The sequence below is a fragment of the Micromonospora sp. bgisy143 genome (genome assembly GCF_057708145.1).
Genome location: NZ_JBYIRN010000001.1, coordinates 68066 through 90281, shown reverse-complemented (window position 1 = coordinate 90281; position 22216 = coordinate 68066). Strand labels below are relative to the sequence as shown.

The following is a 22216-nucleotide window of genomic DNA, read 5'->3' as shown; positions in this document are numbered from 1 at the left end:
GCCGATCAGCAAGAACTTTCAGTTTTCCACTGGCGGGGCGTCCTTCCCCCGGCGGACCCGCCATGACGACAGGAGTACCGATGCGCATCCGTACCGCGGGTGTGGTCGCCGTTCTCGGCCTGGCGCTCGCCGCCTCCGGCTGCGGTGGCGACAACGACGAGCCGGCCACGAAGGAGACCCCCAAGGCTGCCGGCGGCAAACTGGTGATCTGGGCCGACGACAAGCGGACCGCGGCGCTCAAGCCGTTCGCCGAGAAGTTCGGCCAGGAGAACGGCGTCACCGTCGAGGTGCAGGCCGTCCCGAACGAGGACCTCCAGAACAACTTCGTGACCGTGTCGAGCCAGGGCGGCGGCCCGGACGTGGTGATCGGCGCGCACGACTGGATCGGCAACCTGGTCCAGAACGGCGCCATCGATCCGGTGCAACTGTCCGACGAGCAGAAGGCCGGCTTCAGCGAGAGCGCCGTCAAGGCCGTCACCTTCAACGGCCAGCTCTACGGCGTGCCGTACGCGCAGGAGAACCTGGCGCTGATCCGCAACACCGACCTGGCCCCCGAGGCCCCGAAGACGATCGAGGACCTGGTCGCCACGGGCAAGCAGCTCAAGGCGCAGAAGAAGGTCACCGAGACGCTCTGCCTCCAGGTCGGACAGAAGGGCGACGCGTACCACATCTATCCGCTGTACGCGTCGGCCGGCGGCTACCTCTTCGGCACCACGGCGAACGGGGACTACGACCCCAAGGACCTCGGCGTGGGCAAACCGGAGTCGATCGCCGCGTTCAAGAAGATCGCCGCGCTCGGCGAGAAGGGCGAGGGCGTGCTGAAGCGCTCCATCGCCGACACCAACGCGACCGCCACCTTCACCGGCAAGAAGTGCGCCTTCCTGGTCTCCGGGCCGTGGGCCACCGCCGACGTGAAGAAGGCCGGCATCACGTACGACATCTCCGCGGTTCCCGGCTTCGCCGACGGCAAGGCGGCCGCTCCGTTCATCGGCGTGCAGTCCTTCTACGTGGCGGCCAAGGGCAAGAACAAGGCGCTCGCCCAGGAGTTCGTCGTCAACTACGTCGCCAAGCCGGACCTGGCGGTGGCGCTCTACCAGGCCGACCCGCGCCCACCGGCGTTGACCGCCGCGCTGGACCAGGTCAAGGGCAGTGACCCGGACCTGGCCAAGTTCATCGAGGCCGGCAAGAACGGCCAGGTGCTCCCGGCAATCCCGGCGATGGCCGCTATCTGGGACCCGTTCGGCAAGGCGGAGGCCGCCGTCATCGGCGGCGCCGACCCGACCAGCACGGTCACCGCGGCCGGCAAGACGATCGCCGGTTCGATCAAGTAATGAGTACGCCGCTGTCCGGCCCGGGAACTGCCCAGCAGGTCCCGGGCCGGGGGCCCGTGGGCACCGGGTCCCCGCGCACGTCCCGTACCGCGCGGAACCACGCGCCGATCACCGCGGCCGGCCTCGCCGCGAAGGTGATCCTGCTCGGCCTGGTGGCCGGCATCGCGATCTGGGCGGCGTTCCCGCTCGTGCAGGCCGAGCAGTGGACCGGCCTGGCGGTGCTGGCGCTGACCACCGCCGCGCTGTTCTACCTGTACGCAGGCCGCCGGCACGTACCGGCGAAGTATCTCGTCCCGGGCACGCTCTTCCTCATCGCCTTCCAGATCGTGCCGGTCCTCTACACCGCGAGCACGGCCTTCACCAACTTCGGCGACGGCCACCGGGGTACCAAGGACGACGCGATCGTCGCGATCCAGACCAGTTCGGTGCGGCAGGTCCCCGGTTCCACCCAGTACCCGCTCTCCGTCGCCACGAAGGGCGACCCCGCCACCGGTGCCCTGGTCTTCCTGATCACCGACCCGGCGACCGGCACCGTCTCGGTGGGCGACGACGACGGCCTGCGTCCACTCGATCCCGGCACGGTCACCGTCGCCGCCGGCGGGAAGGTCACCGCCGCCGACGGCTACACCGTGCTGACCATCGGTCAGGCCGGTGCCCGTAGCAAGGACGTCACCGACCTGGTGGTGCCGACCGCCGGTGGCGCGCTGCGCTCGTCCGGCCTGTCCCGGGCGTACGAGGGCAAGGCCGTGCGGGCGTACGACGCCGGCTGCGACTGCGTCCGGGACAGCGACAGCGGCAAGACCTGGACCGCGGACGGCGAGGCCGGCGCGTTCGTCGCCACCGACGGCGAACGCCTGGCCCAGGGGTGGCAGGTGAACGTCGGGCTGGCCAACTTCACCCGGGTACTCACCGACGAGCGGATCTCCGGGCCGTTCCTCGGAACGCTGGTCTGGAACTTCGCCTTCGCGATCGGCTCCACCGGCGGCACGTTCATCCTCGGCATGCTGATCGCGCTCGCGCTGCACTCGCCGCGGATGCGGGGCACCAACCTCTACCGGATGCTGCTGATCCTGCCGTACGCCATGCCGTCGTTCGCGATGCTGCTGGTCTGGCGGGACATGTTCAACACCGACTTCGGGCTGATCAACAACCTGTTCGGGCTCGGCGTCGACTGGTTCGGCCAGGACTGGACGGCCCGCGCGGCGGTGATCCTGGTGCAGCTCTGGCTCGGCTACCCGTACATGTTCCTGGTCGCCACCGGCGCGCTCCAGGCCATCCCGCGGGAGTTGACCGAGGCCACCTCGGTCGACGGGGCCTCACCCTGGCAGTCCTTCCGGGCGGTCACCCTGCCGCTGCTGCTGGTCGCGCTCTCGCCGCTGCTGATCTCGTCGTTCGCGTTCAACTTCAACAACTTCAATGCGATCTACCTGACCACCGAAGGTGCGCCGTTCCCGGCGGACAACCCCAGCAACGGGGCCACCGACCTGCTGATCACCTACACCTACCGGCTGGCGTTCGGTGGACAGGCCGCACAGTTCGGCTTCGCCGCGGCGATCTCGCTGTTCATCTTTGCCATCGTCGCGGTGGTGTCGGCGGTCAGCTTCCGGCGGACCCGTCAACAGGAGGAGGTGTACGCGTGACCACGCTCATCAACCCTGGCCGCCCGACGGGACGGCGGCGGAACCGTTGGGTCGCCCAGGTCGGTTGGCGGCACCTGGTCGGCCTGCTCGGCGTGCTGTTCAGTCTCTTCCCGCTCGTGTTCGTCGTGTCGGCGGCGCTGAACCCGCTCGGCACCCTGTCGTCCACCGAGTTGGTGCCGACCGCCGGGGTGTCGTTCGAGAACTTCGGGGACCTGTTCGCGCGTACCGAGTTCGGGCACTGGTTCCTGAACTCGCTGCTCATCGCCGGCGGCGCCGCGTTCGCCTCGGTGTTCCTGTCGGCGCTCGCGGCGTACGCCTTCTCCCGGATGCGGTTCCGGGGTCGACGGGTGGGGTTGCTGTCGTTGCTGTTGATCCAGATGTTCCCGCAGTTCCTGGCGATCGTGGCGATCTTCCTGATCTTCGGCACGATCACCGATCTGTGGCCGGCGGTCGGCTTCAACACCCCGTGGGGGCTGCTGCTGCTCTACCTGGGTGGTGCGCTGGGCGTGAACACCTGGCTGATGAAGGGCTTCTTCGACACCCTGCCCCGGGAGTTGGACGAGTCCGCCACCGTGGACGGCGCCTCGCACGTCCAGGTCTTCTTCCGGATCATGCTGCCGTTGGTGGCGCCGATCCTCGCGGTGACCGGGCTGCTCGCCTTCATCAACACCATCAACGAGTTCCTGATGGCGAGCGTCTTCCTGACCGACACCGACGCCAAGACGCTCGCCGTCGGCATGCGGGGGATGTTGCAGGGCGCCGAGCGGAACACCAACTTCGGCATCTTCGCGGCCGGCACCCTGCTCACCGCGATCCCGACCGTGCTGGTCTTCCAGTTCCTCCAGCGCTTCATCGTCTCCGGCCTCACCTCCGGAGCGGTCAAGGGATGAACGCCTCGACGCGCCGATCGGTCGGCCCCACTACTACAAAGTGTCGTTGATAGGGGAGGATGGGTGCCGTGGAAGCACTGCGACTCATCCTCCTCTATGTCCATCTGATCGGCTTCGCTCTGCTGCTCGGCGGTTCGATCGCCCAGTACGTCAGCGGGAGGCTGCGGATCAACGCCGCCATGCTCTGGGGCGCCGTGATCCAGTTGCTCACCGGCCTCGGGCTCTCCGCGCCGCTGCGCGGCGGCGGTGACGCCGAGCCGGACCCGGCGAAACTTGTGACGAAGTTGGTCATCGCGCTGCTGATCTTCGTCATGGTCTTCTTCTCCCGTAAGCGGGACGCGGTCAACCGCGGCCACTTCCTCGCGATCGTCGGCCTGACCCTGGTCAACGCGGCGGTGGCGGTCTTTTGGCGGTAACGTCCGAGGGGGGAACCGCACCCCGCAAACCGGACTTCGACGACACCTTGGTGCTCGGACAACAGCACGAAGAGTGATGTGCCCCACGCAAGGGTTACACCCGGGTAACAGGCGTTCAACAGTCGTGCACGATTGTCGGCCGGTGGGTGGGCGCGGGCGTACGCTCCCGTCCGTAACGTGGGACAGCCGGCGGCACACCCGCAGGTCGGCTGATGGGCTGCCACCGCACTAGGCGCGGTGTGCAATGGGAAGGAGACGTCTTGCGCTCGGTGCGTGGGATGCGGATCGCTTCGATCCTCGCGGTGGGTGGGCTCGCGCTCAGCGCCGCCGCGTGTGGCGAGGCCCCGGATGATGACAAGAACGCCGGCAGTGGCGCCAAGAAGTTCAGCGCCTGCATGGTGACCGACGTCGGCGGCATCGACGACAAGTCGTTCAACACCTCGGCCTGGAAGGGTCTCCAGGAGGCCAAGGCCGCCAACGACAACATCGACATCAAGTACGTCGCGTCGAAGGCCGAGGCCGACTACGAGCCCAACCTGACGCAGTTCGTCAACCAGAAGTGCGACTTCATCCTGGCCGTCGGCGGCCTGATGCAGAACGCCACCTCGAAGATCGCCAAGGCGAACCCGAACCAGGTGTTCGGCATCGTCGACGCCAACCCGGGTGACGCCAACGTCTACCCGATGCAGTTCGACACCGCCCAGGCCGCGTTCCAGGCCGGTTACCTCGCCGCCGGGATGAGCAAGTCCGGCAAGGTGGGCACCTACGGTGGTCTGCCGATCCCGCCGGTGACGATCTTCATGGACGGCTTCGTCGACGGCGTGGCGTACTACAACAAGACCAAGAACAAGAACGTCCAGGCGCTCGGCTGGAACAAGGAGACCCAGAAGGGCTCCTTCACCAACGACTTCGCCAAGCAGGACGAGGGCAAGAAGGTCTCCGACGCGCTGGTCGCCCAGGGCGCGGACATCATCATGCCGGTCGCCGGCGGCTCCGGCCTCGGCACCACCGCGGCGGCCAAGGCCTCGGGCGGCAAGTACAACACCATCTGGGTGGACGTCGACGGCTGCGAGAGCACCCCGGACTGCGCCGCGATCATCACCACCGTGGTGAAGAACATCCCGGAGGCCGTCAAGGAGGCCGTCGTCAAGGCGGCCGGTGGCGAGAAGCTCCAGGCCAACCCGGGCTTCGTCGGCACCCTGGCCAACACCGGTGTCTCGATCGCCCCGTACCACGACTTCGACGGCAAGGTTCCGGCCGAGCTGAAGTCCGAGGTCGACAAGATCAAGGCGGACATCGCCGCCGGCACCATCACCGTCACCTCGAAGGCTCAGCCGACCAAGTGACGTCCGGCGGACCTCTCCGGTGAGATCATCGGAAGGTCTGCGGGGCACAGGTACGACCGATCGGCCGCTTCGGCCCTGCGGGTGACCGTGGGGTCGGAGCGGCCGATCGCGCACCGCGTCGGCCAGGCCGCTCCGGTCCGCTCGACGGCAGCTAGGCTGCACCATCGCTCGCACTCCAGGAGGTTGCGCTGAGACTCGAACTGCGCGGCATCACCAAGCGGTTCGGTGATCTGGTCGCCAACGACCACATCGATCTGACGGTGGAGCCTGGAGAGATCCACGCCCTGCTCGGCGAGAACGGCGCGGGCAAGTCGACCCTGATGAACGTGCTCTACGGGCTCTACCAGCCCGACGAGGGCGAGATCCTGGTCGACGGCACGCCGCTGAAGCTGAAGGGGCCGTCCGACGCGATCGCGGCCGGGATCGGCATGGTGCACCAGCACTTCATGCTGGTGCCGGTGTTCACTGTCGCCGAGAACATCATGCTCGGCGCGGAACAGGTCCGGGGCGGCATCGCCGGTTTCCTGGACCGGCGGCGGGCCCGACGCGAGGTCACCGAGGTGTCCGAGCGCTACAACCTGCGGGTCGACCCGGACGCGGTGATCGAGGACCTGCCGGTCGGCATCCAGCAGCGGGTGGAGATCGTCAAGGCGCTCACCCGCGACGTCGACCTGCTCATCCTGGACGAGCCGACCGCGGTGCTCACCCCGCAGGAGACCGAGGAGCTGTTGGCGGTCATGCGGTCGCTGAAGGCGGCCGGCAAGTCGATCGTCTTCATCACCCACAAGCTGGGCGAGGTCAAGGCCATCGCCGACCGGATCACGGTGATCCGGCGCGGTAAGACGGTCGGCACGGCCGCACCGGAGACCAGCCGGGACGAGCTGGCCGCGCTGATGGTCGGCCGTAGCGTGCGACTCACCGTCGAGAAGTCGCCGGCCACGCCGGGCGAGCCGGTGCTGGAGGTGGCCGGGTTGGTCGTCGACGACGACCGGCAGGTCCGGGCGGTCGACGGCGTGGACCTGACCGTACGCGCGGGTGAGGTGCTCGGCGTGGCGGGCGTGCAGGGCAACGGCCAGACCGAGCTGATCGAGGCGATCATGGGTCTGCGCCCGGTGCTCGCCGGCACGGTCAGCCTGGCCGGTGACCGGATCGACGGCTGGGCGACCAAGAAGGTGCTCCGCGCCGGGGTCGGCTACGTGCCCGAGGACCGCAGCGTGGACGGCCTGGTCAAGGAGTTCAGCGTCGCCGAGAACCTGGTGTTGGACATCTACGACCGGCCGCCGTTCGGTGCCGGGCTCGCGCTCAAGCCCGACGCCATCGCGTCCTCGGCCAAGGAGCGGATCGAGCAGTTCGACGTGCGCACCTCATCGGCGGAGGCGGCGGTCGGCACCCTCTCCGGCGGCAACCAGCAGAAGGTGATCGTGGCGCGGGAGCTGTCCCGGCCGCTGAAGCTCTTCATCGCCGCCCAGCCCACCCGCGGCGTGGACGTCGGGTCGATCGAGTTCATCCACAGCCAGATCATCCACGAGCGGGACATCGGCACCGCCGTCATGGTGGTCTCCAGCGAGCTTGACGAGGTGGTCGGGCTGGCCGACCGGATCGCGGTCATGTACCGCGGGCGGATCATCGGCATCGTCGACCCGGACACCCCGCGCGAGGAGATCGGCCTGTTGATGGCCGGCATCCGCCCGGACGGGGGCCCGGCGCCTGCCGACGGCCCCGCGAGCGAGGACGAGGCATGACCACCAACCCCAATCCGCAGTCGGGCTCACCGGACAAGGAGCCGGCGAGCGAGGCGCAGGCGGCGCAGAACGCGCTCGGCAACACCGAGCGGGCCGGCACGACCACCCCGGCGAAGACGCCGGAGCCGAAGCCGTCGCTGGGCCGGCTCTTCCTGGACAACCTGTGGGCGGCGAACACCTTCACGGTGACCCTGCTGTCGCTGGTGCTGGCGATCGTCGTCGGCGCGGTGCTGATGATCGTCTCCGACCCGGACGTGTTGCACACCTACACCTACATCACCGCCCGTCCGTCGGACGCGTTCAGCTCGAGTTGGACGCTGGTGAGCGAGGCGTACGCGAACCTGTTCAAGGGTTCGATCTTCGACCCGGAGGCGTTCTCCGGTTGGCTGAACGGCAGCAACGGCTGGCAGGCCGTACTCGCGCCGATCTCCGAGACGCTGACGTACGCCGCGCCGCTGGTCTTCACCGGCCTGGCGGTGGCGCTGGCCTTCCGGGGCGGCCTGTTCAACATCGGCGCGCAGGGTCAGGCCACGGTGGGCGTGATCCTGGCCGCGTTGGCGGGCTTCCTGCTGCCGCTGCCGCCCGGTCTGCACCTGCTGGTGGCGGTGCTCGCCGGCGCGCTGGGCGGGGCGATCTGGGGCTTCATCCCGGGCATCCTCAAGGCCCGTGCCGGCGCCCACGAGGTGATCAACACGATCATGCTCAACTACGTCGCCACGTACTTCCTGACCTGGCTGATCGTCCAGAAGGGCGTACAGGACCCGACCCGGACGGACGCGATCAGCAAAGCGGTGGACAGCTCCGCGCAGCTGCCCCGCCTGCTCGGCGACAACCTGCGGGTGCACGCCGGCATCCTGCTCGCCGTGCTGGCCACCTGGGCGGTCGCCTGGCTGCTCAACCGGTCCACGCTCGGCTTCGAGCTACGCGCGGTCGGCGCCAACCCGGACGCCGCGCGGACGGCCGGCATCAGCGTCACCCGGACGTACATCCTGATCATGGTCTTCTCCGGGATCCTGGCCGGTCTCGGCGGCTCGAACATGGTGCTCGGCTCCACGGCGAGCGCGCTGACGCCGCTGGTCGTGGCGCAGATCGGCTTCGACGGCATCCTGGTGGCCCTGCTGGGTCGGGTGAAGCCGTGGGGGGTGCTGCTCGCCGCGCTGCTGTTCGGTGCCCTCCAGGCCGGCGGCAACCGGATGCAGTCGTACTCCGGCATCTCGCTGGAGCTGGTGACCGTGTTGCAGGCGCTGATCGTCATCTTCATCGCCGCACCCGCCCTGGTGAAGGCGATCTTCCAGCTCCGGGCCGCACGGGCCGCCCGGTTGCAGACGAGCCTGGCGAAGGGCTGGTAACGCATGTCCACCATGGCTGTCCCCGACGTCGCGGTCGGCGTCGACGAGGGTTTCTGGACCCGGACCCGCAAGGCCGGCCTCACGCTCACGGCGCTCGGGTTGCTGGCGGCGGTGCTGTTCGGGGCGCTCGCCACCGACCAGCAGGCCCGGTTCACGCTCAGCGACGACGCGGCCGGCGCCGCGCTGGAGATCAACGGCACGATCGGCGCGATCCTGTTCGGGGTCATCGCGATCGCCGCCGGGGCGGGGCTGCTCGCCGGAGTGCCGAAGCGTTGGTTCCTGCCGGTGCTCGGCGTCGGGCTGGTGGCCTTCGTGCTCTCCTTCCTCTGCTGGCAGGTCTCCGCCGCGCCGACCGGGCAGAACTTCATGCCGCTGGTCAACATCATCCGGGGCACCTTCATCCTGGCGCTGCCGTTGATCTTCGGCGCGCTCGCCGGTGTGCTCTGCGAGCGGTCCGGTGTGGTCAACGTGGCCATCGAGGGGCAGTTGCTGATGGGCGCGTTCAGCGGCGCCCTGTTCGGCAGCCTCTCCGGCAGCGTCTGGGTGGGTCTGGTCGCCGCCGCCATCGGTGGCGCGTTCATCTCGCTGCTGCTGGCCGTCTTCGCCATCCGCTACCTGGTGGACCAGGTCGTCATGGGCATCGTGCTGAACCTGCTCGCGGTCGGCGTGACCGGCTTCCTCTACGAGCGGCTGATGCAGACCGACGCGGAGCGGTACAACAGCGCGCCGCGCTTCAGCAACTGGGAGATCCCGTTGCTGAAGGACATCCCGGTGCTCGGTCCGGCGCTGTTCCGGGGCAACATCTTCCTCTACCTCGGCCTGCTGCTGGTGCTGGTGATCCACATCGGGTTGTTCCGGACCCGGTGGGGGCTGCGGACCCGATCGGTGGGCGAGCACCCGATCGCCGCCGACACGCTCGGCGTCAAGGTGCTGCGGGTGCGGTACCGCAACGTGCTGCTGGCCGGCGTGGTCGCGGGTATCGGTGGCGCCTCCTACACGCTGGCGCTCTACTCGTTCACCAAGAACATGATCGGCGGTAAGGGCTTCATCGCGCTGGCCGCGCTGATCTTCGGCCGGTGGAACCCGACGGGGGCGCTGCTCGCCGCGCTCTTCTTCGGCTTCGCGGACCAGCTCGCCACCTACCTGAGCGCGATCAACAGCTCGATCCCCAGCCAGTTCCTGGCCATGCTGCCGTACCTGGCGACCATCCTGGCGGTGGCCGGTCTGGTCGGCCGGGTTCGGGCGCCGGCCGCCGACGGCAAGCCGTACATCAAGGGCTGACAGCAGCAGGCGTGCTCGGCGGGACATCCCGCCGGGCACCGCGCTCGCTTCGCCGAGCCCACCCGGGTACGCCGTGGTGGCCCTCGGCGTCAGGCCGCCGAAGTCGCGCCGATCCGCTCGGAGAACTCCACGAGGCGGTTGGAGAAGCCCCACTCGTTGTCGTACCAGCCGAACACCTTGGCCTGGTTGCCGACGACCTCGGTCAGCGGCGCGTCGAAGATCGACGAGTAGGGGTTGCCGACGATGTCCGCCGAGACCAGCGGCGCCTCCGAGTACTGCAGGTAGCGCCGCAGCCCTTCGGATGCGGCCGCCTCGCGGAACGCCGCGTTGACGTCCTGGACGTCGGCGCTCCGGCGCAGGACCACGGTGAGGTCGGTGATCGAGCCCGTCGCGACAGGTACGCGCAGCGCGGCACCGGTGAGACGCCCGTCGAGCTCCGGGATGACCTTGCCGATCGCCTTCGCCGCGCCCGACGACGTCGGGATGGTCGAGACGGCCGCCGCGCGGGCGCGGCGCAGGTCGGAGTGTGGCGCATCGTGGAGCCGCTGGTCGCCCGTGTAGGCGTGGACCGTCGTCATCAGGCCCGACTCGATGCCGAACGAGTCGTTGAGCACCTTCGCCAAGGGTGCCAGCGAGTTCGTGGTGCAGGAGCCGTTGGAGAAGACGTCGTGGCTGTCCGGGTCGAGCCGGTCGTCATTCACCCCGAGGACGAACGTGGGCACGTCCCCCTTGGCCGGCGCCGAGATGATGACCTTCCTCGCGCCGCCCTTGAGGTGGGCCGCCGCGGCGTCGCGGTTCGTGAAATGCCCGGTGGACTCGATCACGACGTCGACGCCGAGGTCACCCCAGGCGATGGTGGTCGGGTCGGACTGCGCGAAGACCTTCATGCGGGTGCCCCGAACGGCGATCGCGTCGCCGTCGAAGGCGACGCCGTCCAGGTGGCCGGAGACCGAGTCCCATTCGAGCAGGGTGGCCAGCGTGCGGGCATCGGTGAGGTCGTTCACCGCGACCACCTCGACGTCGGCGTTGTTCGCCAGGGCCGCGCGCAGGTAGGTGCGCCCGATCCGGCCGAACCCGTTGATGCCGATGCGTACCGTCATGGCTTCAGTTCCTCCTGTTGTTCTCGTGGTCGGACCCGGCTGGTGCCGCCGCCCGGAGCAGGGCGAGAGCGCCGGCGCGGGCATCGTCGAACGGTCCCGGGTCCTGCTGGGCGATCGCGAGCACATAGCCGCCCTGTAGGACCGCCATGAGGGTGTTGGCGAGCTGCTCCGGGTCGAGGTCGTCCCGCAGCTCGCCCGCTGCGATGGCCTCTCGCAGCACCCTGGCCCAGCTGACGCGGACCTGGGCGAACGCGCGTGACACCGGGGCGAGCAGAACCGGATCCTCGCGGACCTGCGGGTCCTGGGTCATCCGGCCGACCTTGCAGCCCTTGAGGGCGTCCAGGGGACGCATCAGGTGTGCCTCGATCCGAGCCATCGGGTCGCCCGGAGCGTCGAGTCCGGACGCGGCCGGCAGCAGATCGGCGACGTTGCGCTCGAGGGCGGCGAGCGCGAGATCCCGCTTGGTCGGGAAGTGGTGGTACATGCTGCCCTGGCCCACGCCGGACCGTTCGCGAACGTCACGCGGGCTGGTGTCGGCGTAGCCGCGCTCCCACATGAGCTCGCTCATCGTGTCGACCAGTAGTTGTCGCGAGTCCATGGCGTCACTGTACATACCAGTAGGTACAGAGTGCCCGTGGACCCCGCCCTGCCCGCGCCTGACCTGGGCTGCTTGGGCAGAATGGCGGCATGACCGACATTGACTGGGCGCGGCTGCGCGCTGCCGCCACCGAGGCGATGCGGCACGCGTACGCGCCGTACTCGACCTTTCCCGTCGGCGCCGCCGCGCTTGTCGACGACGGTCGCGTGGTCGTCGGCTGCAACGTGGAGAACGCCGCGTACGGGGTGACGCTCTGCGCCGAGTGCGGGGTGGTGTCCAGCCTGCACGCCACCGGTGGCGGTCGACTCGTCGCGCTCTCCTGCGTCGACGCCACCGGTGAGCCGCTGATGCCGTGCGGCCGGTGCCGGCAACTGCTCTGGGAGCACGGCGGTCCGGAGTGCCTGATCGAGTCGAAGACCCGCCCGCTGCGGATGGCCGAGCTGCTGCCGCACGCCTTCGGCGTGGAGGATTTGGAGGCGGTCACCGGTGAGACGCCGGTACCGGTCGTCCCGGAGCGGCTGGCCGCCTGGCGGGGCCGCGGCACCGTCTTCGTGCACCCGGACCTGTCCGCCGGGCAGCAGGTCTGGACGGCGTACTGGGAGCGCTCGGCCGGGGACGACGCGGGCGCCGAGACCGGTGTGCTGGAGGAAGCGCCCAGCTGGGACGACCCCGCCGAGGCGATCACCTGGGGAATGGCCCGGACGCCCCGGGTCGTCGTGGTGGACGAGACCGGCACGATCTTCTGGGCCGGCGAGGGGGAGCCGCCTCTGGAGATCCCGGTTCGTTGGGGTTGAGCTTTGGGGGATTGGGCCGACCGTGCCCGGCTCCGGGCGGTCAGGCTTGATCCCTCCGCCGGGCACGGTCGGCCCAATCCCTGACCTGGTCACCGGGCGTGGGTCGGGATCTGCAACAGACGAGGGAAAGATCATCTGATGGGTTTTGCGGCTGTTGATGTTATTCGTGTTAAGCGGGACGGGGGGGTGCTGTCGGACGCGCAGATCGACTGGGTGATGGACGCGTACACCCGGGGGGTCGTCGCCGACGAGCAGATGTCGGCGCTGGCCATGGCCATCCTGCTCAACGGCATGACCGGCCCGGAGATCGCCAGGTGGACAGCCGCGATGATCGCCAGCGGTGAGCGGCTCGACCTCTCGGCGGTACGGCGTCCCACCGTCGACAAGCACTCGACCGGTGGCGTCGGTGACAAGATCACGCTGCCGCTCACTCCGCTGGTCGCCGCCTGCGGCGCCGCCGTTCCCCAGCTCAGCGGGCGCGGTCTCGGGCACACTGGCGGCACGCTGGACAAGCTGGAGTCCATCCCGGGCTGGCGGGCGGCGCTGACCAACGACGAGTTCATCAGCCAGCTCGGCGAGGTCGGCGCGGTGATCTGCGCGGCCGGTGCGGGACTCGCCCCCGCCGACCGCAAGCTGTACGCGCTGCGCGACGTGACCGGCACCGTAGAGGCGATCCCGTTGATCGCCAGCTCGATCATGAGCAAGAAGATCGCCGAGGGCACCGGGGCGCTGGTCCTCGACGTCAAGGTCGGCTCGGGCGCCTTCATGAAGTCCGTCGACCAGGCCCGCGAGCTGGCCCGCACCATGGTGGAGCTGGGCGGCGCGCACGGCGTCCGCACGGTCGCCCTGCTCACCGACATGTCGACCCCGCTCGGCCTGGCCATCGGCAACGCCGTCGAGGTGACCGAGTCGGTCGAGGTGCTGGCCGGTGGTGGGCCCGCCGACGTGGTGGAGCTGACCCTCGCGCTGGCCCGGGAGATGCTCGACGCCGCCGGCCTGCCGGACGCCGACCCGGAGGCCGCCCTGCGCGACGGCCGGGCGATGGACTCCTGGCGGACGATGATCCGGGCGCAGGGCGGCGACCCGGACGCGCCGATGCCGACCGCCGGCGAGGTCGAGGTGGTCCGGGCCGACCGGGACGGATACGTGGCGGCCGTCGACGCGTACGACATGGGGGTTGCGGCCTGGCGGCTCGGCGCGGGCCGGGCCCGCAAGGAGGACCCGGTCAGCGTGCCGGCCGGGGTGGTGTTGCACAAGCGGCCGGGTGACGCGGTGCGGGCGGGCGACCCGCTTTTCGAGCTCCGTGCCGAGGACCCGGCGCGAATTCCGGCGGCTCTGGCGGAGGCAACTCGCGCGGTGCAGATTGCACCGGCCGCGCCGGCCGGCACGCCCCTGGTCATCGAGCGGATCGGCTGACCGAACAGGGGTCGGGGTGGCGTGGTGCCGGTCCCCTGGGAGCGCTATTGTCGCAGGCCAAAGGCGTCGCGTGCAGACAGGAAGTTGCCCCGTGACCGTACCTGCCCCCGACCCCCGCGAGGTGCGTGAGGCGAGCCTGGACGAGTTGTCCCGGCTCGACCTGCCGCTGCCGCCCGCCCAGTTCCCGCTCGTGTGGGAGCCGGGCGACGAGATCGAGCTGCGCCCCCGGGCCGAGATCGAGGCGCGCATCGCCGTGCTGCACCTCATCCTGGCCCGCTGCTTCGGGATGCCTCCGCAGGCGGCGATGAGCTGGCTGCTCGGCTCGCACCTGGTCGAGATGGTCACCCCCCCGGAGTGGCAGTTCGTGATGGGCGGCAAGGGCGACCACCGCTCGTTCGTGCTGCACCACGACGCGCTCTTCGCGCTCACCTGGGTGCTGGGGTTGAGCAAGCAGCTCGACCCGACCCTGTCGGTGGACGAGCGGCTGGTCGAGCGGCTGCCGCACATCGCCGAGGGGGAGACCTTCGGGAACTGGCAGTCCCGCATCCTCGCCGCGCCGCAACATCCCGCCGACGCGGCGGCCCTGCTCGACCTGCACTACTGCCTGGACTGGGCGTACCTGGAGTCCGAGCGGATGGGCCGCCCGCTGCCGGGCCTGGTCGACGCCAACGCGATCGGGCAGCGGCGCTGGGCCCTGGAGTGGGCGGTGATCCTGCGCGGGCCGTACCACGACGAACCGCCCGGCTGGGAAGAGGTCGACCTCTCCACCTGAGGTCAGCGGGGTCGGTAGGCGTCCAGCCGGACCGCCACCGACACCCGGACGGGCTCGGGCAGCGCGGCCAGCCGTTCGGCGAGCACGGCCGGTTCGGTGTGCCAGGCGCTCGGACCCATCCCGACCAGCGTGGCGACCTCCGGTCGGGTCAGGGTCAGCTCCGCGCGGTGCACCGTCGAGCCAATCGGCGCGAAGTGACCGCCAAGCGTGGCGGTCACCCGGTCGGCCTTGTCCGGGTCGACCCGCAGCAGGCGCAGGGCGTCCACCAGTTCGGTCAGGTGCTCGGCGGCCGGTGTCACCACCAGCAGCGTGCCCTCGCGGTCGAGCACCCGGTGGAACTCCGGGCCGTTGCGCGGCGCGAAGACGTTCAGCAGCACGGCCGCCGCGCCGTCGGCCAGCGGCAACCGCTGCCAGGTGTCGGCCAGCGCCGCGGCCGCCCGGGGGTGCGCCCGCGCCGCTCGCCGCAGCGCCGGCTTGGAGACGTCCAGGGCCAGACCCACGGCGTCCGGCAGCGCCGCCAGCACCGCGCCGAGGTAGCGGCCCGTGCCCGCGCCGACGTCCACCACCAGGGGGTACGCATCAGAGCCCGCGATCGGCGCTCCGGCCCGTACCCCCGATGTTGCGTCCTTTGCTCTGCTTACCTCCACGCGACAGTGCGGTGCGGAAAGTGTTGCGTCGGTGTAAGCAGAGCAAAGGGCGGCAGCAGGGGGTGCGGGGGGCGTCGCGCCCGGTCGCGGGGCTGTCTCCGGCGGGGCGGCGGGAGGGGGTGCGGTGGGCGTGGCGCGAAGCCGCGCGACCGCCTCCGTGCTGGCGGCGGCGAGCGCGGCCGAGATGATGTCGTAGTGGCCGGCGGCCTGGAACTCCGCGCGCGCGGCGACCATCTCGGCGCTGTCTCCGGCGTGCGGTGACCGACCGGTGAGCAGGTTCACGTAGCCCTGACGCGCGACGTCGAAGGTGTGCCGGCGCGGACAGCGCAGCGCGCGGGCAGTGCCGGCGGTCGTCTCGGCGAGCGGTTCGCCGCAGACCGGGCAGCTCAGCCGGTCGAGGATGCGCGGGTCCACGTCAGGCCGCCAACGTGTCTGATGCGCGCATACCGGGCAGCCTAACGAGCCGCCCCGCTCCGGCCGCCCAGGGCCGCTGACTAGGGTCTGAGCATGGTCGCAACTATCCGGTACGAGGACATCGTCAAGGTCCCGAAGGCGCTGCTGCACGATCATCTCGACGGTGGGCTCCGCCCGGCGACGATCGTCGAGCTGGCGGCGGAGGTGGGACACGAGCTGCCCACCACCGACCCGGAGGCGCTCGGCCGCTGGTTCGTGGAGGCGGCCGACTCGGGGTCGCTGGAGCGCTACCTGGAGACGTTCGCGCACACCGTGGCGGTCATGCAGACCGGGCCGGCGCTGCGCCGGGTGGCCCGCGAGTGCGCGCTGGACCTGGCCGCCGACGGCGTCGTCTACGCCGAGGTCCGCTTCGCTCCCGAGCAGCACCTGGAGCGGGACCTGACCCTGGACGAGGTGGTCGAGGCCGTGCTGGCCGGGTTCGCCGAGGGGACCGCCCAGGCTGTCGAGGCCGGTCTGACCATCCGGGTGGGCACGTTGCTCACCGCCATGCGGCACGCGGCCCGCTCGCAGGAGATCGCCGAGCTGGCCGTGCGGCACCGGGACGCCGGCGTGGTCGGGTTCGACATCGCCGGCGCCGAGGCGGGCTTCCCGCCCACCCGCCACCTGGATGCCTTCGAATACCTCCAGCGGGAGAACTTCCACTTCACCATCCACGCCGGTGAGGCGTTCGGGCTGCCGTCCATCTGGCAGGCGATCCAGTGGTGCGGCGCGGACCGGCTCGGTCACGGCGTACGGATCGTGGACGACATCGGCCCGGAGGGCACGCTCGGCCGGCTGGCCGCGTACGTCCGGGACAAGCGGATCCCGCTGGAGCTGTGCCCGTCGTCGAACGTGCAGACCGGTGCCGTGGCCTCGATCGCCGAGCACCCGATCGGCCTGCTGCGGGACCTGCGGTTCCGGGCCACCGTCAACACCGACAACCGACTGATGAGCGGCACGTCCATGTCCCGGGAGATGTCGCTGCTGGTGGAGACCTTCGGCTACGGCTGGCGTGAGTTGCAGTGGTTCACCATCAACGCGATGAAGAGCGCCTTCATCCCGTTCGACGAGCGGCTGCGGATCATCGACGAGGTGATCAAGCCGGCGTACGCCAAGCTGCTGGCCTGATCCGCGTCAGCCGTGCGGGTGGTCCTGTCGGTGGTGGGTGTGGTGGCCGGCGAGCAGGCCGGCCACCCGGCGCAGCACCTCCCGGGCCCGGGCCGCCTCGGCGCCCAACCCGGTCTGCCGGCGTAACACCTCTGGCTCGGCCCGCAGCAGGGCCACGCCGCGCCGGACCAGCACCCGGGGCGCCTTGCGCTGCTCGGACAGGTCCCGGGCCAGCCGGCGCAGGAACGTCGCCCCGCGCGGTCGACGCAGCGCGTACGCCCCGGCGAGCAGCCCGCGCCGGCGGCACTCCTCGACGATCTCGGCGGCGAAAATCCCTTCGGCCACGAAAAGTGGCGATCCGTCGACATCAAATGGCCGGGTGGCTACCCGTCGATCCGCGCCGATCGCATAAACCGGCACATCGGCTCGACCCTCGCGGGCCAGTTGCGCAATGGTTTCGACGGCCGTCAAGGCGTCCCAGGACTGCGGTGATTCCCAATCGACCTGGCCGTTTCGTCGCGGCAACGTAGGGTCATCGCCGTCTTTGTAGAAGTCGTCGAGGCACAGCACAGGTAGACCAGTTTGCTGCGCTATGTACGACTTTCCGGAGCCTGAGGGGCCGGCGAGCAGGACAACACGATGGGGATGATCCATTACCTTCAGTTACTCCGGCCAGACGGACTGCTATCAAATCGCATCAACATCTCATCACACCTTCGGCGGGTGACAACCTGGGCTTTCTTCTTGCCGGGCGGCGTGATGGAATCTCGGGGGTCCGACCCGCCGGGTCGGTCGCTGGGCGTTGCCCGGGGCAACGCGTTCAAGCTGTAATCGCGAGGGCGGTGACGTGAGCAAACGGCCAAAGACGGCGGGCTCCTTCCTGTCGCGGCTGCGCCGGCCGGCCAGCCGACTCCGGGACATGCCGATCTGGTCCAAGCTCGGTCTCATCATGATCGTGCCGACCATCGCCACGGTCGTCGTGGGTACCAGTGGTCTCGTCGACCACCTGGAGACGCTCAACAATGCCAACCGGGCCGGCGACCTGGCCAATCTGTCGAGCTATTCGGGTGACCTGGTCGACAAGCTCCAGGACGAGCGGACCTCCGCCGTCCTGCTGCTGCAGGCGACCGGGACCCAGCCGAAGGCGCAGTACCAGGAGGCCTACAACCGGGCGAACACCCGGGTCGACCAGACGATGACGCCGTACCGGCAGCAGCGGGGCGACGTGGAGGACCTGCCGGGCAGCCTCGAGGGCCTGCTGGGCGGCATCGACCAGAGCCTCAAGGACCTGCCGGGCGTCCGCAGCCAGGTGTTCAACGGCAAGCTCAAGCTCGCCGAGGCCGTCCAGGCGTACGAGGGTCTGATCAACGACCTGCTCGCCATCCGCGACTCCGCCACCCAGCTCGCCGGTAACAACGAGCTGAGCGACAAGATGCGGGCCGCGGCGGCGGTCGCCCGGGAGAAGGAATTCCTCTCGCTCCGCCGGGTCGTCGTGCACCGCGCGCTCGGCGTGCAGGGCGGGCAACGGTTGACCCCGGCGCTCCGCACCGACTACATCGCCAGCGGCACCGGCCAGCAGCAGGCGCTGCAGAGCTTCAAGGCGGTGGCCAGCCCCGACGAGGCGAAGTTCCACGACCAGACGGTCGCCGGCGGTGACCGCCGCGAGGCGCAGAACTACATCGGCTGGATCGACGGCAACACCACCGGCGACATGCGCGGCGCCCCGTTCGGCCCGGACCAGTGGGAGTCGGCCATGACGGCCAACGCCAAGCTGATCCGCGCCGTCGAGACGAAGCTCGACGGTGACGTGGTCGCCGAGGCCGACAGCATCCGGTCGGACGTCCAGCGCCAGGTGTTCCTGGAGACCGGCCTGCTGCTGAGCATGCTGCTGCTGGCCATCCTCTTCGCGTACCTGGTGGCCCGCTCGATGGCCCGGTCGCTGCGCGAGCTGCGCCAGGGCGCTCTCTCCGTCGCCCAGTACGGCCTGCCGCAGGCGGTGGCCCGACTGCGTGACCCGCAGGTCGTCGGGCAGCTCTCCCCGGTGCAGTTGGCCAACCAGATCGCCGAGCCGCTGCCGGTCCGCAGCAAGGACGAGTTCGGCCAGGTGACCGAGGCGTTCAACGCCGTCCACCTGGAAGCCGTCCGGACGGCCGCCGAGCAGGCGGCGCTGCGCGCCTCCGTCGCGACCATGTTCGTCAACCTGGCCCGTCGTTCGCAGATCCTGGTCGACCGCCTCATCGGGCACCTCGACCGGCTGGAGCGCGGCGAGGAGGACCCGGACCGGCTGGCCGAGCTGTTCCAGCTCGACCACCTGGCCACCCGGATGCGCCGCAACGACGAGAACCTGCTCGTGCTCGCGGGCGCCGACTCCACCCGTGTGCAGCGTGAGCCGGCGGCGCTCATCGACGTGCTGCGCGCCGCGCAGTCCGAGGTCGAGCACTACACCCGCATCGAGTTCGGCGTCATCGACCGGGACATCGAGGTCGCCGCACACGCGGTCAACGACCTCGTGCACCTCGTGGCCGAGCTGTTCGACAACGCCACCGCGTTCTCCCCGCCGGACTCGCAGGTCATGGTCGAGGCCCGCCGGGTCGGCGACCGCGCCTCGCTCTACGTCGAGGACCGCGGCATCGGCATCAGCCGCGAGCAGCTGCACGAGCTCAACGACAAGCTCGCGACGCCGCCCCAGGTGGACGTGGCCGTCTCCCGGATGATGGGCCTGGTCGTGGTCGCCCGCCTGGCCTCGCGGCACGGCGTACGCGTCGAGCTGCGACCCGGCTCCGACCGTGGCACGGTCGCCGACGTGACCCTGCCCACCTCGGTGCTGGTACCCCGGGCGCTCTCCGGCCGGGTCCAGCAGCCGCCGGCCCTGCCCGCCGCCGGACCGCAGTCCGCCGCGCCGTCGCCGGTCCTCGGCGCACTGCCGGCGCTGGGCAACGGGGCACGCCCCGGCGAGTCCGGCAACCAGGTCACCCTCGGCGGTCGGCCATTTGACCCGGCGTCGCGCAACGGTTCCGGTACGCCCGCCAACACCGGCGCGTACCGCTCGATGCCGGCCTGGTCGGACCTGACCGGCGCGAGCGCGACGAACGGCGTCAACGGCGGCGACGGGTTCACCCCCCGGACGTCCAACGGGCAGTCCATCGACCCGCTGCCGCAGCGTCGGGCCGGCGACGAGCCGAACGGCGGCCAGCAGCCGAGCATCCCCCGGCAGCTGCCCAGCAGCCCGGAGGCGCAGCCGTACTCGGCGCCGCCGGTCTCCGCCCAGCCCTACCCGGGTGCCCCGGTCTCGGCCTCGCCGGCGTCCGGCCAGCCGTACTCCGGCCAGCCCTACTCGGGTGCGCCGTACGGCAGCCCCCCGGTGTCCGCCGCGCCCGCCTCCGGTCAGCCGTACGCCGGTCCGCCGGTGTCCGCGTCGCCCGTCTCGGCCTCCCCGGCCTCCGGTCAGCCGTACTCGGCGCCGCCGGCCACCGGCCAGTCGTTCAGCGGCTTCACCCCCCGGTCCGCCCCGCCCGCCCCGGCGCCCAGCACCCCGGCGCCGCCGGCCTGGCCGCCCGTGCCCGGCGGCGAGCGGGACCCGCAGACCCCGCCGGTGCCCGAGCGGCTTGCCGCCGCCCTGGACATGACGACGGAGCTGCCCCGGGTGCCGCGCCCCGGCGACCAGCCGACCACCGCGGCCCAACCGAGCACCGCGGCCCAGCCGCCGGCTCCCGCGCCGCAGGCGTCTCCGGCACCAGCGACGCCGGCTCCGGCAGCGTCGTCGCCCCGCCCGGCGCCGCAGCAGCCGCAGGCCCAGAACCGCCAGCGGTACGCGGACGAGACCATGGAGCTGCCGATCTTCCGGGAGCTCGAGTCCGCCTGGTTCCGTACCCGCCGTCCGGGTCCGGAGGAGGCCGCCGCCGCACCGGCGACGAACGGCGCCGACGCGACCCAGCAGTTCGCCACGGTCGATGCCACCGGTCGGGCAGTCAAGACACCACCCGGAACGACAGGTAACACACCGATGGCAGACACTCCGACGGCCGGAGGAGCGCCGCGGGACAACGGGTCGACAGCGAACGGTGGGGCACGCCCCGACCTCGCCGAGGCCCTACCGAACCGCCGGCCCCAACCGCAGAGCAACGGCTGGCAGACCGCCGCCGACGACGGCTGGCGTGCCGCCTCGGCAGCGGCCACCGCGGTGCCGGTGAACGAGACCACCACGACCGGCCTGCCCAAGCGCAAGCCGATGGCGCAGCTGGTGCCGGGTGCGGTGGAGAAGCCCGCCACCTCGGTCCAGCGGCGCTCCCCGGAGGCGGTCCGTGGCCTGCTCTCCGCCTACCACCGGGGCGTGCAGCGAGGGCGTAGCACCTCGGACAACCCGACCAGCCCGGAGGAGACTCCGGGAGGGCAGCAATCCTCGCAGTCTGGCTCAGGCCCAGCGGCCGGGAGCGGGCAGAAGGAGCAAGAAGGATGACAACTACGCAGGATCTTGGTTGGCTGCTGGCCAACTTCGCCGACCGGGTGCCGGGTGTCGCACACGCGGTCGCCGTCTCGGCGGACGGCCTGCTCCTCGCGTCGTCACGGGACCTGCCGCGGGACCGGGCAGACCAGCTCGCCGCGATCGCGTCCGGTCTGGTCAGCCTGACCCAGGGAGCGGCCCGCTGCTTCGAGGGAGGCGCGGTGCTGCAGACCGTCGTGGAGATGGACAATGGCTTCCTGTTCCTGATGTCCATCTCGGATGGTTCGTCCTTCGCCGTGCTGGCGGCCCGCAGTTCCGACGTCGGGCAGGTCGGCTACGAGATGGCGCTACTGGTCGACCGGGTGGGCGACGCCCTGACCCCGCAGCCGCGTGCGGCCGCGGGCATGCTGGGCTGACGACTCGCCGATCGTGCGGTCGGCGCAACTGATACGACAAGAACGACGAGTTCCACCGGTGGGAGCCGGTACGGGGTGCGAAGGAGGTGAGCGGCGACATGGCCGATCGTGACGAACCGACCGGCGCGTTGGTCCGTCCATACGCCGTGACCCGTGGTCGAACCCGTCCCCGGCTCGACATCGCGCTGGAGGCGCTCGTCGAGACGACGGTGCGCGGCCGGGCCACTGCCAATGGCAGCGGTGGCCAGGGCCGCGAACACCAGTACATTGCCGCGCTGTGTGACGGACGCGTGCAATCGCTCGCCGAGATCGCGGCGCGGATGCAGCTGCCGCTCGGTGTGGCCCGGGTGCTCATCGCCGACATGGCGACGGACGGCCTGGTCGCGGTCCACGAGCCGACCATCCTGGACGACTCCGACGACGCGGTGGGCACTGAACTGCTGGAGAGGGTGCTGAGTGGACTTCGCAGGCTCTGAC

At 70.6% G+C, this 22216-nt stretch carries 19 protein-coding genes; 15 read left to right on the top strand and 4 right to left on the bottom strand.

Going from position 1 to position 22216, the window contains the following annotated elements:
• Positions 1-80: 80 nt before the first annotated feature.
• The 8 genes from AC3EN4_RS00400 (at position 81) to AC3EN4_RS00365 (ending at position 9995) form a co-directional block, all read left to right on the top strand.
• Positions 81-1331 carry a sugar ABC transporter substrate-binding protein gene (locus AC3EN4_RS00400; RefSeq protein WP_422738237.1) on the top strand — a complete coding sequence of 417 codons (1251 nt, stop codon included), beginning with the start codon at positions 81-83 and terminating at the stop codon, positions 1329-1331.
• Positions 1331-2971, top strand: a complete 1641-nt coding sequence (locus AC3EN4_RS00395; protein WP_435203983.1) for an ABC transporter permease subunit — start codon at positions 1331-1333, stop codon at positions 2969-2971. The genes AC3EN4_RS00400 and AC3EN4_RS00395 overlap by 1 nt, the downstream gene beginning before the upstream one ends.
• Positions 2968-3861, top strand: coding sequence for a sugar ABC transporter permease (locus AC3EN4_RS00390; RefSeq protein WP_435203982.1), 894 nt, complete (start codon positions 2968-2970; stop codon positions 3859-3861). The genes AC3EN4_RS00395 and AC3EN4_RS00390 overlap by 4 nt, the downstream gene beginning before the upstream one ends.
• 68 nt (positions 3862-3929) lie before the next feature.
• Entirely contained in the window at positions 3930-4277 is a 348-nt protein-coding gene (locus tag AC3EN4_RS00385) for a hypothetical protein (protein ID WP_435203981.1), read from the top strand.
• 278 nt (positions 4278-4555) lie between these two features.
• Positions 4556-5623, top strand: coding sequence for a BMP family lipoprotein (locus tag AC3EN4_RS00380; protein WP_435204377.1), 1068 nt, complete (start codon positions 4556-4558; stop codon positions 5621-5623).
• A 188-nt stretch (positions 5624-5811) separates the two neighbouring features.
• Positions 5812-7365, top strand: a complete 1554-nt coding sequence (locus AC3EN4_RS00375) for an ABC transporter ATP-binding protein (protein ID WP_435204376.1) — start codon at positions 5812-5814, stop codon at positions 7363-7365.
• A complete protein-coding gene (locus AC3EN4_RS00370) occupies positions 7362-8714 on the top strand; it encodes an ABC transporter permease (RefSeq protein ID WP_435203980.1) in 1353 nt (450 codons plus the stop codon). Before AC3EN4_RS00375 ends, AC3EN4_RS00370 begins: the two co-directional genes overlap by 4 nt.
• A 3-nt stretch (positions 8715-8717) precedes the next feature.
• Positions 8718-9995, top strand: coding sequence for an ABC transporter permease (locus AC3EN4_RS00365; RefSeq protein WP_435203979.1), 1278 nt, complete (start codon positions 8718-8720; stop codon positions 9993-9995).
• Between the two features lie 89 nt (positions 9996-10084).
• On the opposite strand, the gene gap is transcribed toward AC3EN4_RS00365, so the two are convergent.
• A complete protein-coding gene (gene gap / locus AC3EN4_RS00360; RefSeq protein ID WP_435203978.1) occupies positions 10085-11095 on the bottom strand; it encodes a type I glyceraldehyde-3-phosphate dehydrogenase in 1011 nt (336 codons plus the stop codon).
• Positions 11096-11099: 4 nt separating this feature from the next.
• Positions 11100-11693: a TetR/AcrR family transcriptional regulator gene (locus AC3EN4_RS00355; protein WP_435203977.1), complete on the bottom strand. Its 594-nt coding sequence runs from the start codon at positions 11691-11693 to the stop codon at positions 11100-11102.
• 89 nt (positions 11694-11782) lie between these two features.
• On the opposite strand from AC3EN4_RS00355, the gene AC3EN4_RS00350 reads away from it, so the two are divergent.
• The 3 genes from AC3EN4_RS00350 to AC3EN4_RS00340 all read left to right on the top strand — a co-directional run bounded on the left by AC3EN4_RS00350 (position 11783) and on the right by AC3EN4_RS00340 (position 14675).
• Positions 11783-12487, top strand: a complete 705-nt coding sequence (locus AC3EN4_RS00350) for a cytidine deaminase (protein ID WP_435203976.1) — start codon at positions 11783-11785, stop codon at positions 12485-12487.
• A gap of 135 nt (positions 12488-12622) precedes the next feature.
• The gene (locus AC3EN4_RS00345; RefSeq protein ID WP_435204375.1) at positions 12623-13903 is read left to right on the top strand and encodes a thymidine phosphorylase; all 1281 of its coding nucleotides are present in this window, start codon (positions 12623-12625) and stop codon (positions 13901-13903) included.
• 91 nt (positions 13904-13994) lie between these two features.
• The gene (locus tag AC3EN4_RS00340; protein WP_422738247.1) at positions 13995-14675 is read left to right on the top strand and encodes a DUF4272 domain-containing protein; all 681 of its coding nucleotides are present in this window, start codon (positions 13995-13997) and stop codon (positions 14673-14675) included.
• Between the two features lie 2 nt (positions 14676-14677).
• Here AC3EN4_RS00340 and AC3EN4_RS00335 read toward each other — a convergent pair whose 3' ends face one another.
• Positions 14678-15736: a putative RNA methyltransferase gene (locus tag AC3EN4_RS00335; RefSeq protein WP_435203975.1), complete on the bottom strand. Its 1059-nt coding sequence runs from the start codon at positions 15734-15736 to the stop codon at positions 14678-14680.
• A gap of 93 nt (positions 15737-15829) precedes the next feature.
• Here AC3EN4_RS00335 and AC3EN4_RS00330 point away from each other — a divergent pair, with 93 nt between their 5' ends.
• Complete coding sequence (locus AC3EN4_RS00330) at positions 15830-16903, top strand: adenosine deaminase (protein ID WP_422738249.1); 1074 nt, start codon at positions 15830-15832, stop codon at positions 16901-16903.
• A 6-nt stretch (positions 16904-16909) separates the two neighbouring features.
• Here AC3EN4_RS00330 and AC3EN4_RS00325 read toward each other — a convergent pair whose 3' ends face one another.
• Entirely contained in the window at positions 16910-17227 is a 318-nt protein-coding gene (locus AC3EN4_RS00325; protein WP_355048938.1) for a hypothetical protein, read from the bottom strand.
• A gap of 502 nt (positions 17228-17729) precedes the next feature.
• On the opposite strand from AC3EN4_RS00325, the gene AC3EN4_RS00320 reads away from it, so the two are divergent.
• From AC3EN4_RS00320 to AC3EN4_RS00310, 3 genes are all read left to right on the top strand, one after another.
• Entirely contained in the window at positions 17730-21338 is a 3609-nt protein-coding gene (locus tag AC3EN4_RS00320; RefSeq protein WP_435203974.1) for a sensor histidine kinase, read from the top strand.
• Positions 21335-21739: a roadblock/LC7 domain-containing protein gene (locus AC3EN4_RS00315; protein WP_007455462.1), complete on the top strand. Its 405-nt coding sequence runs from the start codon at positions 21335-21337 to the stop codon at positions 21737-21739. The genes AC3EN4_RS00320 and AC3EN4_RS00315 overlap by 4 nt, the downstream gene beginning before the upstream one ends.
• A 98-nt stretch (positions 21740-21837) precedes the next feature.
• Entirely contained in the window at positions 21838-22215 is a 378-nt protein-coding gene (locus tag AC3EN4_RS00310; RefSeq protein WP_357130437.1) for a DUF742 domain-containing protein, read from the top strand.
• Position 22216: the final 1 nt, after the last annotated feature.

Excerpts from the sequence above, each read along its gene's own strand:
- AC3EN4_RS00400 (WP_422738237.1), top strand. The coding sequence starts at position 81 with ATGCGCATCCGTACCGCGGGTGTGGTCGCCGTTCTCGGCCTGGCGCTC.
- AC3EN4_RS00395 (WP_435203983.1), top strand. The coding sequence starts at position 1,331 with ATGAGTACGCCGCTGTCCGGCCCGGGAACTGCCCAGCAGGTCCCGGGC.
- AC3EN4_RS00380 (WP_435204377.1), top strand. The coding sequence starts at position 4,556 with ATGCGGATCGCTTCGATCCTCGCGGTGGGTGGGCTCGCGCTCAGCGCC.
- AC3EN4_RS00370 (WP_435203980.1), top strand. The coding sequence starts at position 7,362 with ATGACCACCAACCCCAATCCGCAGTCGGGCTCACCGGACAAGGAGCCG.
- AC3EN4_RS00365 (WP_435203979.1), top strand. The coding sequence starts at position 8,718 with ATGTCCACCATGGCTGTCCCCGACGTCGCGGTCGGCGTCGACGAGGGT.
- gap (WP_435203978.1), bottom strand. The coding sequence starts at position 11,095 with ATGACGGTACGCATCGGCATCAACGGGTTCGGCCGGATCGGGCGCACC.
- AC3EN4_RS00355 (WP_435203977.1), bottom strand. The coding sequence starts at position 11,693 with ATGGACTCGCGACAACTACTGGTCGACACGATGAGCGAGCTCATGTGG.
- AC3EN4_RS00350 (WP_435203976.1), top strand. The coding sequence starts at position 11,783 with ATGACCGACATTGACTGGGCGCGGCTGCGCGCTGCCGCCACCGAGGCG.
- AC3EN4_RS00330 (WP_422738249.1), top strand. The coding sequence starts at position 15,830 with ATGGTCGCAACTATCCGGTACGAGGACATCGTCAAGGTCCCGAAGGCG.
- AC3EN4_RS00315 (WP_007455462.1), top strand. The coding sequence starts at position 21,335 with ATGACAACTACGCAGGATCTTGGTTGGCTGCTGGCCAACTTCGCCGAC.
- AC3EN4_RS00310 (WP_357130437.1), top strand. The coding sequence starts at position 21,838 with ATGGCCGATCGTGACGAACCGACCGGCGCGTTGGTCCGTCCATACGCC.